We start from the raw sequence: 15,171 nt of genomic DNA, 5'->3' as shown, positions 1-15,171 counted from the left end.
AGGACGGAATGAATCTCACGGGCGCCGCCGGCGAGCACTATGTCATGTGCCAGCTCCTGCGGAGGGACTTCATCGCCGCGCTCGCGCCCGTCGGCGTGCCCAACACGGACATCGTGGTCACGGACGCCGTCGGAGACCGCCTGGCTTCGATCCAAGTGAAATCTCGGCGGGATATCGGGTCCGACGGCGGATGGCATATGGGCAGGAAGCACGAGGGGATCGTCGGCGAACTGCTCTTCTATTGTTTCGTCGATTTCGGCGCGGACCTGAAGGCGCATCCGCGGTGCTGGGTGCTGCGGAGCGCCGTCGTCGCGGCAGCAGTCCGGGAATCTCATGCGAAATGGCTCTCGACACCAGGGAAGGGCGGAAGGGTGCGGAATCCAACCGATCTCCGCCGTTTCCTGCCTGACTATGATCGGACCGGCGTCGCGATCGATCGCGGGGCGGGATGGCTGGACAGGTACGAAGACAACTGGGAGCAGCTGCGGGGCGTCGTCTGACTCCACGAAGCGTCCGAACCCTGCCATCCTGAGCAGGAACGCTTCGGAGGATTCTATGGCATCGAAGAATGACGCGTCGATTTCGGTTCTGCTGACGTATCCATCCCACCGTCACTTCTTCGGATCCGGCCCGATCGAGCCGGACCGTTCCTACTACCACGACCGCAAGATGGCGCTCTGGACGTCCAACGGATCTCTGACGGCTGACGTCTGGATGACGATCGACGACGCTCCGAAGTTCGTCGACGCGATGGTCGCCGCGGCTTTGAACTACTCGGCCGCGGGGTATCACAGCGCCAAGAACCGAGCGATCCGGGAAATGCGGAGCGAAACCACCGATGACCGCAAGGCGGCACGTGTCGAACTGGCGGACGCGTTCGAAGCGGCGGCGAAGCGCCTGCGGGAGTCGAAGAAGCCGTAACCATCGACCAGGGTTCGCCTTGCGCTTCTCGCCAGCATCGTCGTAGCCTTCTTCTCGAACGGCACAGGCCGGAACACGATGGCGGACGAGCCTATGCGACTGCACCTCACCGTGTCGGGGCGGCCCGACCTTGCGTTCGAAACCGACGTCGCGACCGATGTCGTCGAGGCGGTAGCCGCATTCGTCGAGCGTTTGGACCGGGACGGTTTCGACGTCGAACAGGACATGCGGATCGTCGTCTCCGGGGACCACACCGGCTGGTATCGGCCGCACGTGACGTGGGTACCGATCGTGCGGGTTGAGCGGATCTCGCCCGTCGTCGACTATTCCGTGGAGCTGCACGCCGTCGGCTTCGACAAGCACGAGCCCCTGGGGACGATTGCCGTCCGAAGCACGTTTGGGCACGGCCATGCCGCAATGCTCGCCGTCGAGGACGCGCCAATGCCCGAGGGCGAACGCGCCGTCGAGGCGGTCGTCACGCGTGTCGGCGGTTCGCCGGTCGGCCGGATCCGGACGTTCGGACTGACGAGGACAAGGGCGCGGCCGGAGTGGAAAGTTACGCCAGCGGACCACGAGCCGGTCATGAAGGCCGTCTTCGGCATCGAGACGGAGTCGAGCGTCGCGGAGCGGATGGTGGCGCAGGAGTATCTCGACGCCGCGATTGTAGCGGCGTGGGAAGCGATCCTGCGGGAGCGGAAGCGGTGACGGAGCGCTTCCTCGGCGATATCCGGACCGCGTTCCGCGTGATGCGTGCCTACGGCCGTGTCGACGAGGCAACGGCGGCTGCGGTCGCGAAAGCCATTTGCCGTGCCGTGGCTCGAGGGCGATACGGGCTGCGTCTCATCCCGACAACCATCGCCGGTCCCGGCATCCGGAAGCCTGATCCGGAAATGCCGCCGGAGCTCGCAGCATGGGATCGTCGCGTCGTCGAGACCGGGCACTTCCTTCGGTTCGTCCCGAGCGATCTGCGAATGATCCGCGACTGGGTCCTGAGCACGAAGGGACGCGACCCAAGGCTCTACCTGAAGATTCCGCGCATGTCGTGGCCGGCGATCCGAGTGCACGCCGAGCGCCGGCACGCCCGGATCGCGAAGTCGGCCGTCAGGACGATCGAAAGGCCGGCAACACCTGGGCACGTCGTCGTCCGGCTCGACGGCGGCTGGACGTGGCAACTGCTCGACACGCCCGAACTCCTCGATGCCGAGGGCGCGGCGATGGGGCACTGCGTGGGGCACGGAGGCTACGACACGGACTGCATCATCTTCTCGCTCCGCGACGCCGGCGGCATTTCGCACGCGACGGTCGAGTTCCTAGTCGATGGAGGCCGAATCTCTCTCGGCAACGAGGCTGGGCCGAGAAACGCGAGAATCGGCGACGAGCATGACGCCGCGCTCCTGCGCCTCGTCCGTCGGATCGGAGCCTACGAGCCGGGAAGATCGATCCTGTAAAATCTTGCGTCGATACGGCGTATGACGGGACATGCCGGCCGAGGGCCGGAGATGGATGGCGAAAGGCCTGTACGATGACCGAGCCCAAGATTACCGACGTCCTCTGGATTCACTCCCGCCTATGGCGCGAGCCGTGGGACCTCGCAGAATCGTGGGTCGTCCTGCACACGACCCGACAGATCGCAAAAGCGGTCCGGATGAGAACGTATCCTCATCACCTCGAGGAAGCCCGTCAGCCCTATGCGTACGGAAAGCAGTATGCCTCCCGGGCGCCGACGATCTTCATGCAGGATCCTCGCCTCGTCAGGATGGCGGCCGAGGCGGCGAAGGCGCACGTCTTGCACATACCGCCGGCGTGGGATCTCGATCCAATCGGGGATTGGCTCGCGCACGTCGAGGTCGCGGAGCCGCGGGTCTGGGATGCAGTTCTGCGAATGCCCTTCCACGAGATCGATCGCCGTCAGCGGGAATGGCACCTGTCGATGCAAGACGGTGTCGCCAGCATCGCGCCGACGGCAGATATAGTCCATCGCTACGACGACGGTTGGAGCTGGCAGCACCTGCGGACGAAAGCGCAGCGTGTTGACGAGGGCCGCGTCATGCAGCATTGCGTCGGCAGCCCTGCCTTTGACGGCCTGGAGCCGACGTCCGCGGTCTTCTCGTTGCGCGACCCCGAAGGTAGGTCGCACATGACCGTCCTCATGCGCGGCACGACGATCGAACAAGCATACGGGCCCCGGAACACGAGGCCGTCTGACGCCGCCATCCTTCATACCGTCGACCTCCGGAATTTCGTTTTCGGGGGCTCGCTGCCGCCGGTTCCGCCAATCGACGATGACGACGCTTGGCGGAAGGTCGACTTTTGATGCAGAAGCCGCTCGGCTACGGCACCGGCAACGTCTTCCGCGATATCGGTGTCCCGGACCCGGACGAGCATCTGCGGAAGGCCGACATCGCGATCGCCATCCTGGACGAGATGGAGGGGAGGGGCCTCGATGCGGCCGAAGTGGCGGCGAAAACCGGGACCGATGCGGAGACGATCCGGCGGCTGACCGACGGGCAGTTCGACGATCTCGACCGTGATCAGTTGGAGGCGTTCCTGGCCGGCATTGTCATCTGACGCACCTTTCGCGGCACGACGCCTGAACACCCACCAGCGGCCCCGAGGATGTTCCTCCGGGGCCGTTTCACGTCTCGCCTCGTCGGACTCCCATGCAAACAACTGCAATCACCCCGTTTTCGCGTGTTTTCAAGCCGAGAGTCACGGAAACCGAGTCAGAGGAATCCGGAAACGGCCGGAGGAGGGCGACGGGAAGCCTTGTGGCGTTGATGATCCGGGCTCCCATGCAAACAACTGCAATCGGAAGGTTTTTTCGACTGCAATCGCTCCATGCAAACACGGAAGGCGAAGGGGCAGGAGAGGGCGGCCGAAGGGGCGGATCGGCGGCGGGGGGACGCGTGTGCAGGAGGCAGACGGGAAAAGCGTTTGCCACGCACACGGGGAGGAGCCCGGAATTTCAGAATCGGTGCGTGTCTTTAGAGGGGTCATGTGCCCTCCGCCACGGCGGCGAACCCCCTCCCCCCAGGGCGGCCGGCATGGGGTGTGGCGGGGGTCCGGATACGTCCGATAACGCATGCGGACAGGCGTGCGCATGCATGGAAACCCCTATGGCGCAGGCGATTGGCCCCTCAACGCATACGTCCGATAAGCGAACGTTATCGGACGTATGGGGCAGGCGGACGCAGGCTGGAAGGGCGGCGGCGGACAGGGGATTGACGCAGGCGGGATAGAGAACGGGCGCATGCGGGCGGGGGTGTGCGGGCGCATGTGCGGGCGGGCGCGGGCGCACGCAGGATATGTGAAGGCGTGCGTGAGGAGGGCGGAGCCTGGCCCCGGCGCCCTATCCTGCATCGGCAGCGGAGTCTTCCGTCGGCGCCCTGCATCGACGGGAGCGGCTAGTCTGGACCGTATGCATCCTGCACAGCTTCGCCGCATCTGCGACCTGGCCTGCCTTCCAGCGAAGCTGGCTGCGCGCTCAGGCGGCGGCGCCTTGCGCCCTGCCGCCGCCTGCCTTGTCGATGGCATCGTGCCTGGTCGTGTGCGGCTTCGTCGGTAGGGCACAGCTGCGTGTCGGCCGGACGGCGCCTTGCGCCCTGCCGTCCCGCCGGTATCGTGGCGACGTCGCTGGAGGAACCGCATGCAGACCTTCTACACCCGAGTCGTCCCTGTCCTGGTCTTCGGCTTCTTCATGTGGCTTGGGCTCGGCACCCTCGATCGCATCGACGCGAAGGTCGTGAAGGCCTGCGGACGGGTGGAGAACTGCGTGTCTATCGGCGAGGAGCGCGGGCTACTCTCCCTCGCCGTACTGATTGCTTCGGGCACGCTGGCTTGGGCTTCTGTCCGGTTCAACACTTCTGTCGAGAGCTGAGACATGGCCTTCCTCATGCTCGGCGTGTTCGGCGTCATGGCGTTGGGAGGCCTCGTCGCGTTCTGCACCGACTCCCGGAAGAGGCGTGAGTATCTGGACGACTGGCGCCGGGCTCCGTTCTCGACGACGCTGCTGCTGGCGGTCGTCTTCTTGATGTTCCTCTTCGCGGTCTCAGTCGTCCTACCGCCGATCGGCATGATCGAGCTACGGCTCGGACGGGAGCGGTGGCATCTATGGAGCGTGACAGGGATCGCTCTGATCGCGACGGCCGTGCCCGGGATCGTCTTCCACTTCGTCAGGGACGAGATGAGGGCGAGGCAACGGGGCAGACGACGCGGGTGAGCTCGTATGCATGGGCGTATGCATGGGCGACGGGCAGCAACGGCTTGCGGAGAGGCTGCCGCCGCGATTGCATCCTGCCAACGTCCTGTCCGATTGCAGATGGCATACGGCACGGTCGGACGGCGACACGGAAGAGGGATGCCGGCGTCGGGTGTGTGCATCCAGCATGCGGTTGCGTGCGGGGCGGGCGGCGGTGCTTCGAGGGACGGATTGTATATAGTGGTGGATACGGTGCAGGCGCCTGCCGGGAGGCAGGCACGTGCAGGTGTCTGAGGCTGCGCAGGAAGGCAGTAGGACTGCGTTCCGGACCGGATGCGCGTCAGAACCCGTACGCGTACGCCGGGGCGTCCCTGCCGTCTTGCTCGATCTCGGCGGCCGTCAGTTCGGACGGTTCCTCGATTGGCGCTGGCGGCGGCTCGTAGTCCGCGGCGATCTTCGTGAGGGCCCGCAGGCTGGGAGCTCGAAGCCAGACGCCGTGGACGGGATGCAGAAGGGCGTGGAAGCGTTCTTCCGCGAGGCGGGGGTAGCGGTGCGTGTCCCCCTTCGGTCGTGCGATCAGGCCGACGAACTTCAGAATGTCTACGCCGGCGCGCCTGACCTGGTCGACGGCGAGCGGCATGAAGAAGTCGACGTAGATCTCGGTTCCCTCCATGATCTCCTCGGCTTCCTCGACGGTCTCGAGGTGGTACGACACGTGTACGCCGAAGAGGTCTCGCCCTCGGCGTACAACCATGGCGGCGGCAGTCCCAGGCTCGGCAGGCGCGAAAGCCGTGTCGAGCCAAGGGTCTATCACCGCCACGTGCTCCTCGATGCGATTCTCGATGTCGAGCGACCTGCCGATGCGGTCGTGGTCTAGCCTAGGGTCGGCGTCCATCAAGGCGAGCGCGTTGCGGCCCGCCGTCGTCAGGACTGAACTGCTGGTCTTCGGGTGGATCCACCCCTTGCGATGCATGTCGGTAAAGCGGTCCCGGAACCGGGCGGAGCGGGGCAGCTCGTGGCCGGAATCGAAGCCATGATCGGCGATCCGCCGGAGAAGTGCGTAGTCGTATTCGACTTCGGTCGTCATCGTCCGTCCTATCGATCCTGCAGCAAGGATCGACGGACTGCCTTACTGGAGGGTGAACGGCATGATCGGCTCGATGTCCTCGTATTCCAGATCGGCGATGGCCAGCACGAGCGCCTCGTCGGTATCGAACAGGACAACGAGATCGTCGAGATCGAGACCGTCGAGAGCTGGATAATGGCCTCGCGTCCGGCGGTAAGCTTCAGCTAGGGCAGCGTGGTAAAGGGCGGCGCTCGAATTCACGGTTGCTCCTCGACGAAATCTCGATCTTCGAACTGGTGCGTCAGAAGCCGTCGGCCAGCGCCGCGTCGTCGATGTCGTCCTCTGCCGTTCGCGGCGCTGGCGAGGTCGGCGCGGTCTCAACAGGCACGTGCTTCTTCAACCGCAACTTCACGGCCCTCTCGGTCGGCGCGGAGATCCAGACGTCGTCGACGATCGACCGGATCAGGAAGATTGTCGTGACTGCCGGGTCCTGGCGCCGCAACGGCCTCCGCCAGCAGTGCTCGATACCCTGCACGCGATGCAGGACCTCGCCGCCGGGCAGCACTGACGCGTCGTCTCGAAGGGCAAGGACGTCGACGTCCTTCCAGATGCGGACGACGTTCGACCCGAGAAGCCGGCCGGCTTCGGCATACGCGTCCTCGTCGTAGCGGAGGCGGGCGGACCTGGGGGCGTAGAACGTGTCCATGCGACCGCCCCGGATCCGGACATCGATAGACGGGACGTCGCCCTTCGAGCAGGTCACCGTGTATTCGCCGAACCGCTCGAGGAACTGGCGGATACGATCCTGCTGCGCCAATGTGCGGTCGATCCTCCCATCTGCCCGGATGGCCTTGATCGCATCCTCTCCGCTAGCGGTCGTGGCATACTCGGAAGACACGATGCCGAACTTCGCCAGCCGCTCGACCGGGCGGTTCTCGATCAGGCCGCGCTGCTCGAGCCAATCGTATGCAGCGGCCATGAATGGGGACCAGCCGCTGATCTGATTCCTGCCGGCGAGCGAGTAGGCGCGGACGCGGCAGAGGATGCGGTAGCGGTACGGGGTGATCTCTGCGATACCGGTCATAGCGGGTCTTCCGCCAGCGTACCGATCGGCTCCACGACGACCTCGGTCAAAAACCCCCGACCCGGCTCCCGTACTTCCTCGGTTATAATTGCGTATGCGCCGTCAGGCCTGAGCATTGGCTTGAATCGGAAGACGTTGCCGTAACGGTCTCGCTGCGGCGGGGCAGCTTTCGTCAGCTGCCAGCCGTGACGAGCAAGCAGCTGCTCGATATCCGGGGGCCGCCGGTGCTCTTCAGTCGCGACCTTTTCGATCGGGCCGTATTCGCGTTCCAGCCGAAGAAGGTATCTCTTGGGCGGCTGTGCGAGATCGGTAGCGAACAGCTTACCCGCAACGGCGGCGCACACCTCCGCCAACGCAACGCCCGGTCCCTCGGTCTTGGTCGAGGTGGCCCGCGTCGAGTCGTCGCCAATATCCATCTTCACATTCCAGATTCCGTCGAGCTTGCGGACGAACGTAAAGCCGCCCGTCCTGAGCATATGTCCGTCGTCGGCGGGCAGTCTGACGCTCACAGTCTGCAAAGACTTGCGGCGGGCGATCGCGGCGGCGATCTCCCCCAAGCCTTCATCGTGGGAGAACCAGATTCCGACGTTCAGGCGGACTTCGACATTCGGCGGCAGGAGAGGCGTGGTCATATGCCCGACCCTTGATCGAGAAAGGGGTTGAGGGAGCGAGCGGCTAAGCCGCGTCCCTCATGCGTTTGATTGCCACCAGATCGACGAGGGCTCGAGCGACCGTGCTGGCCAGTTCGTCCGCGGCTCCTGGAATGTCTGCATTCGCAAGAAGACGCTTCGACACACGCCTCATCTCCTTGCGGCCAGCGAGAGGCAGCGTCTGGTCCGGATCGACGTCGTGCCAGTCGACCCGCATCCAACCCTTCTGGCCGTAGACCTGGCCAAACCGGGCGACGCACTGCGTGACCATCGGGTACGGTGCGTAGCCGAGATCGGCGACGTGCCATGCGAAGCCCAGCATCTCCCCAGCAAGCGCCGCGATCGGCGGAAAGGGATCGTCTTCGATGCCGGGAAGCCCGAACACTTCCGCCAGCGTGTCGAGGAGTTCGGCATTGAACGCTGGATCGAAACGCGCCCGGTCGAGCGCGAGCGCATGGCACTCGACGAGGAGCGGCCAGAGGGACAGGCAGACGAAAACGCGCTGGACGATCCAGGGCGGCCGAACTCCCGACGCGTCCGCTTCTCGGAGAGCGAGGCAAACGTCCGGACGGCCGGCGGGGTGCAGGAATGCGGCGGCGGCGAGGAGGCGGCTGGTCATGACATCTGGGTCTCTGAGAGACTTCGGGCAGGGCGACCGGGGCCGCCCTGCAGCTGGTTAGGCGGCGTCTTAGTCCAGATCGTCGTGGTTGGGCTTCTCGGCCCATTCGGCGAGCTCGCGCAGCGTCGGAAACCAGAGCCCCATCAGGAAGACGCCGCCGTCCTTCAGCTTGCGGCCGACGCGCCAGTCCCAATCGTGCGCCGGATCCTCGCCGACGATGACCAGGTCGGCGTCGCGGCGGGAAAGCGCGGCCTGCGCCTCCTCCTCGTCGATGTCGGGCACGTCGTGATCGGCGAGGTCGAAGTCCTCTTCGTGGACTTCCTCGCCCTCGGCGTCGTCGGCGTAATCGAAGACGCGGATCGTGGCAGTCTGGATGCGGCGCTCGATCAGATCGTCGCGGACGTCCTTGAGCTGGACGGCGAAGGCGCCATGGAGAGCTTCGAAGGCATCGACGTCGAGGTTGCCGTGCTTCTCGAAATCGTCCGAGTGGAGCACGACGGAAATGTAGTAGTTGCGGAGCTTGGGGGACTTCATGTGATCGATCCTTGCTGAGTTGCCGCATCCGAATTCGGACGCGGGGTAGCCGCCTTCCCGGCGGTGACGAGAGGAAAAAGGCGGCCGGAGCCGCCCCCAGGGATCGTCAGTTCTCGTCCGTCGCCGCAACGACGGAGCCGACGCGGCCGAAGCGTTCGACGAGCTCGTGGTCGCCAGCTTCCAGCGTTTCTGCGACCTTGGTCGGCACGCGATAGAAGTCGTACCCCTCCATGTTCAGGACAATCTGCCGAACTTCGACGTACGACGCGTGATCTCCACCGCCGACCTCGGCATCGACGGCCTCGGCCGCGACGGAAAGATCGTCGTTGTCGGGCACGACCGCCCAGACAAGGCGGTCACGATTACCGCCGCTGAGGACGGCGACGAGGCTGACATCCGATTCCAGCCACGCCTCGAGCGCGGCCCGAGCGTCGTTGAGAGCGACCGGCTCGCCGATACCGTACAGATCGATCTCGCGATCGCTGAAATTCGACTCGGTCTGGTGGTCAAAGGTCGCGACGTAGCTCCCTTTGGCGTCGTACGGCCTCACGCTCGCGTCGATCCGGGCACGACCGGGGTAGCGCACCTCGACGCGGGCGACGGAGTCCTCGGACCCGTCCGGGACGACCTTGCCGTCGGCATCCAGCTCGAAGCCGAGAGTGGGATTGGATTCATCCTGCTGCCACGTTGCGCCGGCGGCGACAGCATCGGCTTCGTAGGTGGCCTTGGCGGCAAGGTAGACGGCCTCGGCGGCGTCGTGGCCCGCAACGTGGGCCTCCGTTGCGTCGGCTTCGATGTCGCCCTCGTCCTCCTCAACAACTCTCTCTGACACGCATTCCGAAGCGACGGCCGAGCAGGCGGCGGCGCGGACGGGCTTCACGCTGTCCTCGTAGTCCCAGGTGAGTCCGTTGAGGTTGTCCTTCAGGGCCTCGAGCGTCTTCGGGCCGACGCCGCGGATGTCCTCGAGGCAGGCGCCCGGCTCCATCCTGTCGTTGTCGAGCGCGGCCTGCGGAGCGCGGTACAGGTCGCCGTAGGTGTGGATGCCGGCGGCGGCGAGGGCGACGATCGCCGACGGGGCGACGGGCGCGTAGTCGAAGTTGCGGCTGTCGAGGTCGGGCATGGCCGCGACGATCGGGAAGCCGGCGAGGTACGCGCCCTCGCGGTTCCAGGTGGAGGCGGGGGAGAGATTGATCCTGAAGGAGTGCTTGCGAGCGGTCATGGTCTCGGGTTCCTGTCTCGTGAAGTACGACAATCGCGGATACGTGCTGCTGTCCGGCCTCTGTCGGGCCGGTAATCAGAAAATTAACGCATATCCCGCGAATGGCAAGACAGGATAACGAGCCACAGACGAGAGTCGGTGAACTTTTTTGTCCGGCTAGCCGTCAGGTCAGTCCAGGCCGGCGATCTGGGCCGCAGCCTCGCCCCCCTTCGCGGTCATGAAATACATCCCGTACGCCGTTGCCCGCTTTTCGCAGTATCCACCGGCACAAAGAGCTTGCAATCTCGAATATGCGGCCTGTCGAGTAAGACCCATATGCTCTTTTACTTCGCCAAGGGAGCCTTTGCCACCGATCTCGGCAAGTGCAACGAGGGTGCGGGCGCGCTCTAGATTGAGGCCGGGATACCCGTCGAGCACTGACTTCATAGAGAATGCGGAGCGGCCGAAAATCCGGCTCGCAGCGATCGAGATCTGCTCGGCGCGGGCGATGCTCGGACGCTCTTCCCTTGTGGCTTCGTATGCTGTCAGGAATTCACTGAACAACAACTCGAAAAGCTCGGTAACCCTGGGATTCATGGCGGTTGTCTGAGGTGCCATGGCGGTCGGGCGCTTCCGTGCGGCGGGCTTGTCCATGCGAGTCGTCTCCGATGACTGTGTATACCAAACGGTTACAGCAACGGTGACTCTGTGTAAACAGATGGATTACAGGACGGGGAGATGGTCGCGAGGAGCGGACGGCGGTATGCGAAGTTGCAGGTGCCGCTGTCGTTGATAAATGTGATTCGGACTCCGAGAAAACGTTACGGCGTATGAAGGAGTAACGGGAGTGCTCTCAGGGTTGATGCACCGATCGCGCAACCTCCCGCCGCAGAATGCCGTCCGCGATTAGGCCACTGCGAAGGCGCTTCAGACGCAGTCCGATTGCGACGCGGGTCTTCCGACGCTCGTAACCCAGGTCCGCGAACGCCTCCCGAACCTCATCGACGATGCCGGGCAGGAGTTCAACAGGGCAGGCCCGAAGGAAGCCTTCGACCATCATCCGATCGACATCGCGCATCGACGGACGGTCTGCATTCGCGAGCCGCCAGTCGGCCGACGTCCGTCGGGCGTGCTCGCGACGGGCCTTATCCTCAGCTTCGAGTTCTCGCGACGTTGACACTTCTTCAATCCTTTCGTGTTCTGTTTTCCAGCAAGCCGGCCTCGAGCCGCACAACGATGGAGACGCTCCATGAACGCAGCCCGTTTTTGCGGTGGCCTCGAGGCCGGAATCTTCAACATCGTCAACGCGTCGATGCAGCAGCGTCGCCAGGATGCGGGCGGACAGCAGGCGGTTGATATGCTTGCCGACGCACTTCGTCGGGAGCGCATGGCCGTCGCCGCCCTCCGCGCCCGGGTGGCGGAATTGGAGGGCGACCTGACCATGGCTCGCGAGACGATCAACTCGCTCGTCTGACCGACTGCTTCTTCAGCTGCATCATGACGGCCGCCTGGCGGCCGTTTTCGTTCGCGTTGGCCTGGACCCGCGCCGATGCTTCCGACTTCTCGACGACATTGTCGAACTCGGTCACAAGCGGCATGGGCAACGCCCTCGTGCCGTTCAGATGGTTGTCCAGCCTCTTGAGGTCCGACATGGCCACGATCCCGAGCTGTACCCGGCTGAGAGACTGCAGCCATGCAAGCTTCCAAGCGTCGCCGGCGAACTGAGGATCCAGGTGGCGCCGGGACACCGTCTGATCCCTCATCAACTCTTTCGCGGCCGCCTGCACCCGCACGGCGTCGCGGCTCTCGTGCAGAGCACGAGCGGCTTTCGTCTCCGCCGACACCTCCGGCGGCTCGTCCTCGATCGCGTCCAGCGCCTGGTCGACAAGGGGAGGCTTGCGCCAAAGGATCTGACGGATGCCTGCGATGACGACCTCGACCGGCACGAGTGCGGCCGCCGCGATGTTACGCAGTATGGCTCTGATTGCCCTTCCGATGTTCTTCATTTCCGTTGCTCCACGGCATTTCGACGTGGGGACCGTGGCATACGGCGTAGCAAGAAAGGAGCGAAGGCTGCCGCGGGCGTAAGAGGGATAAGTTAAGTTGACCCGCCAAGAGCCTGCCGGCGATATCCGCGCCCTTCACAAACTTCGTATCGATCGCAGCGGATGCGGCGTTCGGCTTGAGAATCGCGGTTACCCGCCGTAGAAAGCTCGCATCGGTGTCCGCGGCGTTCGCGTCGAGGGTTACGATGCTGGAACTTCAGGCCGCCTCGGTGACGAGCGCGGCCTTTTTTCCGACCGGCGCCGGTCGCTTCTTCGTCCGCTTCGCCCGGACCTCGCGAAGATGATCGCGGAGGGCAGGGACGTCGATCACGATCTTCGCCGCGGCGGCTTCGACCGCGTCCGACCAGGCGGTCAGCAGACGAAGCTTTTCGTCCAGTTCCCGGAACCGGTCGTAGTGCCGTGCGGTCACGTCGTCGGTCCGACCCTCGCCGTGATCCAGGATCAGCGCAGCCGAGCCCCTTGGGAACCCGGCTGCCCGGACCGCCGTCGTGAAAGCACGCCGGACGTCGTGCGGCGAGAACCGGCTGCCCGGCAGCTCCGCGATGGCGTGCGTAAGAGAAGACTCATGGAGGTGCGTCATCGGCCCGCCTTCCCGACGAGGCCGGGTCTGCGGAAGAAGCCAGTCGCCGTCCCTCTCGAACGCAAGGGCGCGCTCGAAAGCCGACCGCGTTGCAGCGGGCAGGGGTAGCTCATGGTCGGGGACTGTCTCGCCGTGTCGACCGATGCGCCGATCGCCCGTTTTCAGATCCTCGAGTGGCAGGCGCCAGATCATTAAGTCGCCCTCAACGAGGAGGCACGACCGCCGAGCCTGGACGACGCTGAAGCGACGCTGCGCAGTCAGCATCGTCAGCTCGATCGCAGCCGACATGACGGGCGAGAGGGCGCCGCAACGGGCGATCGCGACTATGCGAGCAACGTCGTCGATGCCGGGGGTCCGTTCGACGCGCCGGCCGGACGAGACACGGCTACGTTTAGGCGCACGAAGACGGTCCATGACCCCTTCGGCGACACCCGATTTCGCCACGACGTGATCGGCCGACAGGAACGACCACATCGGACGAAGCGTGTTGCCCATATTTGTAGCCTGCGTCTCCGCGCCTAGGCCGAACACGTCCCCGAGAATGACCGCGAGGTCCTGCCTGCTGATGTCTGCGACCGGCCGTCCTGCGAGGGGGAGCAGGGCGGGGTGGGAAAGGAACTGCCGGTACCCTTCGACGGTCTTCGGCCGAAGGCGTCGGCCCGCGTCTTCTAGATACGCGTCGCGAGCCTGCTCCCACGTCCAGCGCGTCGGCCGATCGGGAGTCGGGGGAGCGACCGGGGCGTCGTCGATGCCGACCTCGACCCTCTTCGCTGCGATCCAGGCCGCGTCCACTTCGTCGCCGCGGCGCAGGGCGTCAGACGCATCGGACACCATCGACCTGGCCGACGCGATCGAGATGGCGGGGAACGTGCCGATGAGGAGGCGTCGGGGCTTTCCGGCGGCTTTCGTCCGGAGCCACCACGAGAGGCCGGTCGGCGCGGAGCGAAGGACCAGGCCGCGCTGCCGGCCGTCGGAAACGTCCTGCGGTTCACGGACACGTTGCGCCAGCAGTTTCTCGAGGAGCTTCTGAGTAAGGTCGGTCGGCACCCTGACACTTTCCTGACACCTCGGGTACACCATCGCCGGGTTGCGATGTCGAACCGATTGGCCCTTGTTAAGGCCTTAGTTGTCTGGAAACGCCCGGAACGCAAGGATTCCGGGAAGGATTGGTTAACGCGTCAAAATGGATTAAAAGTTACTGCACCTGAATGGGGTTCAGGGGGTCGGAGGTTCGAATCCTCTCGCTCCGACCACTTCCTTCCGAACAATTCACATCTCCCGAGACGACGCCGGCCGATGGCTGCGGCATTGCGCGTCGCGTTCGAGCCTCTCGACATCCGGCCCTTGGCTTTGGCACATTCGGGGGCAGCTATCGATCTGTCCTTCCGGCGGAGACGTCCGAGCTACCCATGAAGTCCGCGAACGATCAGGCAACAGCCTTGCTGGAGTTTCGCCTCTCAGCGCATCGCACTCTCGGCCCGAAGGAGCGGGATCTCATCTCGCATCTCTCCTGGCGCGTGGAAGAGTTGCCGGCGCGTCAGACCTTCATCCATGACGGCGACAAGCCCGCCCATTCCTGCCTGGTCCTTGCCGGGGTCGTCGCCCGCACGCAGTACACCGCCGGCGGGCAGCGCCAGATCCTGTCGGTCCACATCCCCGGCGACATGCCGGACCTCCAGAGCCTGCATATCGGGCGGATGGACCACGATCTCGAAACGGTCAGCGCCACGCAGATCGCCTTCATCCCGCACAAGGACCTCAATCATCTCTGCGCCATATCGCAGACCCTGAACGCCACCTTCTGGCGCGAGAGTCTCATCGACGCGGCGCTGCACCGGGCCGCGATCTTCCGCAACGCCCAGCTCGACGCGGATTCCCGACTGGCACATTTCCTGTGCGAGATGCACTTCCGGCACAAGGCCGTCGGGCTGGTCGACGAGGAGGGGTTCAGCTTTCCGCTGTCGCAGGAACTGATGGGCGAGGTTCTCGGCCTCACCATCGTCAGCATCAACCGTTCGTCACAGACCCTGCGGTCCCTCGACCTCATCCGCATGCAGAAGGGGCATATCCAGGTCCTCGACGTCGACGGCCTCGTTCGCTTTGGCCAGTTCGACGGCACCTTCCTGCACCAGCGCTTTGATCACGAAACGCTGGCGCGGGCGAGCTGACGGCTCGATCAATCAATGAGTCAGCCGAAGTTCGAGATTTCCGTCGTCCGGCGGACGCGGGATTGACTTTGCGCGTTCGAAAGCGAA

General features: G+C 64.8%; 21 protein-coding genes. 10 read left to right on the top strand and 11 right to left on the bottom strand.

All coding sequences use genetic code 11. The annotated features are described in order from the left end of the window. Positions 1–44: 44 nt before the first annotated feature. From O5O54_RS06090 to O5O54_RS06055, 8 genes are all read left to right on the top strand, one after another. On the top strand, positions 45–500 hold the full coding sequence (locus O5O54_RS06090; RefSeq protein ID WP_279479880.1) for a hypothetical protein: 456 nt from the start codon (positions 45–47) through the stop codon (positions 498–500). A 169-nt stretch (positions 501–669) separates the two neighbouring features. After that, entirely contained in the window at positions 670–921 is a 252-nt protein-coding gene (locus O5O54_RS06085; RefSeq protein WP_279479879.1) for a hypothetical protein, read from the top strand. Between the two features lie 93 nt (positions 922–1,014). Beyond that, entirely contained in the window at positions 1,015–1,626 is a 612-nt protein-coding gene (locus O5O54_RS06080) for a hypothetical protein (protein WP_279479878.1), read from the top strand. After that, positions 1,623–2,369 (top strand): hypothetical protein, encoded by a 747-nt coding sequence (locus O5O54_RS06075; protein WP_279479877.1) that lies wholly within the window; start codon positions 1,623–1,625, stop codon positions 2,367–2,369. Before O5O54_RS06080 ends, O5O54_RS06075 begins: the two co-directional genes overlap by 4 nt. Before the next feature lie 74 nt (positions 2,370–2,443). Then, entirely contained in the window at positions 2,444–3,235 is a 792-nt protein-coding gene (locus O5O54_RS06070) for a PcfJ domain-containing protein (RefSeq protein ID WP_279479876.1), read from the top strand. Further along, positions 3,235–3,489, top strand: coding sequence for an XRE family transcriptional regulator (locus O5O54_RS06065; RefSeq protein ID WP_279479874.1), 255 nt, complete (start codon positions 3,235–3,237; stop codon positions 3,487–3,489). Before O5O54_RS06070 ends, O5O54_RS06065 begins: the two co-directional genes overlap by 1 nt. Positions 3,490–4,567: 1,078 nt before the next feature. After that, entirely contained in the window at positions 4,568–4,798 is a 231-nt protein-coding gene (locus O5O54_RS06060) for a hypothetical protein (RefSeq protein WP_279479873.1), read from the top strand. 3 nt (positions 4,799–4,801) lie between these two features. Beyond that, positions 4,802–5,140, top strand: a complete 339-nt coding sequence (locus tag O5O54_RS06055; protein ID WP_279479872.1) for a hypothetical protein — start codon at positions 4,802–4,804, stop codon at positions 5,138–5,140. A 319-nt stretch (positions 5,141–5,459) separates the two neighbouring features. Here O5O54_RS06055 and O5O54_RS06050 read toward each other — a convergent pair whose 3' ends face one another. From O5O54_RS06050 to O5O54_RS06010, 9 genes are all read right to left on the bottom strand, one after another. Next, positions 5,460–6,206: a hypothetical protein gene (locus O5O54_RS06050; protein ID WP_279479871.1), complete on the bottom strand. Its 747-nt coding sequence runs from the start codon at positions 6,204–6,206 to the stop codon at positions 5,460–5,462. 42 nt (positions 6,207–6,248) lie between these two features. After that, entirely contained in the window at positions 6,249–6,446 is a 198-nt protein-coding gene (locus O5O54_RS06045) for a hypothetical protein (protein WP_279479870.1), read from the bottom strand. A 40-nt stretch (positions 6,447–6,486) separates the two neighbouring features. Beyond that, positions 6,487–7,269, bottom strand: coding sequence for a hypothetical protein (locus O5O54_RS06040; protein ID WP_279479869.1), 783 nt, complete (start codon positions 7,267–7,269; stop codon positions 6,487–6,489). Continuing rightward, the gene (locus O5O54_RS06035) at positions 7,266–7,901 is read right to left on the bottom strand and encodes a hypothetical protein (protein WP_279479868.1); all 636 of its coding nucleotides are present in this window, start codon (positions 7,899–7,901) and stop codon (positions 7,266–7,268) included. Before O5O54_RS06035 ends, O5O54_RS06040 begins: the two co-directional genes overlap by 4 nt. 43 nt (positions 7,902–7,944) lie before the next feature. Beyond that, positions 7,945–8,538, bottom strand: a complete 594-nt coding sequence (locus tag O5O54_RS06030; RefSeq protein WP_279479867.1) for a hypothetical protein — start codon at positions 8,536–8,538, stop codon at positions 7,945–7,947. Positions 8,539–8,607: 69 nt separating this feature from the next. After that, positions 8,608–9,072, bottom strand: coding sequence for a hypothetical protein (locus tag O5O54_RS06025; protein WP_279479866.1), 465 nt, complete (start codon positions 9,070–9,072; stop codon positions 8,608–8,610). 106 nt (positions 9,073–9,178) lie between these two features. Continuing rightward, positions 9,179–10,192 carry a hypothetical protein gene (locus O5O54_RS06020; protein WP_279479865.1) on the bottom strand — a complete coding sequence of 338 codons (1,014 nt, stop codon included), beginning with the start codon at positions 10,190–10,192 and terminating at the stop codon, positions 9,179–9,181. Between the two features lie 267 nt (positions 10,193–10,459). Continuing rightward, positions 10,460–10,924: a hypothetical protein gene (locus O5O54_RS06015; RefSeq protein WP_279479864.1), complete on the bottom strand. Its 465-nt coding sequence runs from the start codon at positions 10,922–10,924 to the stop codon at positions 10,460–10,462. A gap of 199 nt (positions 10,925–11,123) precedes the next feature. Next, positions 11,124–11,450, bottom strand: coding sequence for a hypothetical protein (locus O5O54_RS06010; protein WP_279479863.1), 327 nt, complete (start codon positions 11,448–11,450; stop codon positions 11,124–11,126). A 69-nt stretch (positions 11,451–11,519) separates the two neighbouring features. Between O5O54_RS06010 and O5O54_RS06005 the strand changes: the two genes are divergently transcribed. Beyond that, the gene (locus O5O54_RS06005) at positions 11,520–11,744 is read left to right on the top strand and encodes a hypothetical protein (protein ID WP_279479862.1); all 225 of its coding nucleotides are present in this window, start codon (positions 11,520–11,522) and stop codon (positions 11,742–11,744) included. Here O5O54_RS06005 and O5O54_RS06000 read toward each other — a convergent pair. Both O5O54_RS06000 and O5O54_RS05995 read right to left on the bottom strand, forming a co-directional pair. Beyond that, positions 11,728–12,276: a hypothetical protein gene (locus O5O54_RS06000; protein ID WP_279479861.1), complete on the bottom strand. Its 549-nt coding sequence runs from the start codon at positions 12,274–12,276 to the stop codon at positions 11,728–11,730. The genes O5O54_RS06005 and O5O54_RS06000 overlap by 17 nt on opposite strands. Positions 12,277–12,532: 256 nt before the next feature. Continuing rightward, positions 12,533–13,963 carry an integrase family protein gene (locus O5O54_RS05995; protein WP_279479860.1) on the bottom strand — a complete coding sequence of 477 codons (1,431 nt, stop codon included), beginning with the start codon at positions 13,961–13,963 and terminating at the stop codon, positions 12,533–12,535. Positions 13,964–14,325: 362 nt separating this feature from the next. Here O5O54_RS05995 and O5O54_RS05990 point away from each other — a divergent pair, with 362 nt between their 5' ends. Continuing rightward, entirely contained in the window at positions 14,326–15,084 is a 759-nt protein-coding gene (locus tag O5O54_RS05990) for a Crp/Fnr family transcriptional regulator (RefSeq protein WP_279479859.1), read from the top strand. The last annotated feature ends 87 nt before the right edge of the window (positions 15,085–15,171 follow it).

The sequence above is a fragment of the Aureimonas sp. SK2 genome, from assembly GCF_029813115.1.
GTDB lineage: Bacteria > Pseudomonadota > Alphaproteobacteria > Rhizobiales > Rhizobiaceae > Aureimonas.
This window is presented reverse-complemented; position numbering and strand designations above follow the sequence as displayed.

Excerpts from the sequence above, each read along its gene's own strand:
- O5O54_RS06065 (WP_279479874.1), top strand. The coding sequence starts at position 3,235 with ATGCAGAAGCCGCTCGGCTACGGCACCGGCAACGTCTTCCGCGATATC.
- O5O54_RS06025 (WP_279479866.1), bottom strand. The coding sequence starts at position 9,072 with ATGAAGTCCCCCAAGCTCCGCAACTACTACATTTCCGTCGTGCTCCAC.
- O5O54_RS06035 (WP_279479868.1), bottom strand. The coding sequence starts at position 7,901 with ATGACCACGCCTCTCCTGCCGCCGAATGTCGAAGTCCGCCTGAACGTC.
- O5O54_RS06015 (WP_279479864.1), bottom strand. The coding sequence starts at position 10,924 with ATGGACAAGCCCGCCGCACGGAAGCGCCCGACCGCCATGGCACCTCAG.
- O5O54_RS06005 (WP_279479862.1), top strand. The coding sequence starts at position 11,520 with ATGAACGCAGCCCGTTTTTGCGGTGGCCTCGAGGCCGGAATCTTCAAC.
- O5O54_RS06080 (WP_279479878.1), top strand. The coding sequence starts at position 1,015 with ATGCGACTGCACCTCACCGTGTCGGGGCGGCCCGACCTTGCGTTCGAA.
- O5O54_RS06090 (WP_279479880.1), top strand. The coding sequence starts at position 45 with ATGTGCCAGCTCCTGCGGAGGGACTTCATCGCCGCGCTCGCGCCCGTC.
- O5O54_RS06070 (WP_279479876.1), top strand. The coding sequence starts at position 2,444 with ATGACCGAGCCCAAGATTACCGACGTCCTCTGGATTCACTCCCGCCTA.
- O5O54_RS06040 (WP_279479869.1), bottom strand. The coding sequence starts at position 7,269 with ATGACCGGTATCGCAGAGATCACCCCGTACCGCTACCGCATCCTCTGC.
- O5O54_RS06085 (WP_279479879.1), top strand. The coding sequence starts at position 670 with ATGGCGCTCTGGACGTCCAACGGATCTCTGACGGCTGACGTCTGGATG.
- O5O54_RS06000 (WP_279479861.1), bottom strand. The coding sequence starts at position 12,276 with ATGAAGAACATCGGAAGGGCAATCAGAGCCATACTGCGTAACATCGCG.
- O5O54_RS06060 (WP_279479873.1), top strand. The coding sequence starts at position 4,568 with ATGCAGACCTTCTACACCCGAGTCGTCCCTGTCCTGGTCTTCGGCTTC.
- O5O54_RS06055 (WP_279479872.1), top strand. The coding sequence starts at position 4,802 with ATGGCCTTCCTCATGCTCGGCGTGTTCGGCGTCATGGCGTTGGGAGGC.
- O5O54_RS06030 (WP_279479867.1), bottom strand. The coding sequence starts at position 8,538 with ATGACCAGCCGCCTCCTCGCCGCCGCCGCATTCCTGCACCCCGCCGGC.
- O5O54_RS06050 (WP_279479871.1), bottom strand. The coding sequence starts at position 6,206 with ATGACGACCGAAGTCGAATACGACTACGCACTTCTCCGGCGGATCGCC.
- O5O54_RS05990 (WP_279479859.1), top strand. The coding sequence starts at position 14,326 with ATGAAGTCCGCGAACGATCAGGCAACAGCCTTGCTGGAGTTTCGCCTC.
- O5O54_RS06020 (WP_279479865.1), bottom strand. The coding sequence starts at position 10,192 with ATGCCCGACCTCGACAGCCGCAACTTCGACTACGCGCCCGTCGCCCCG.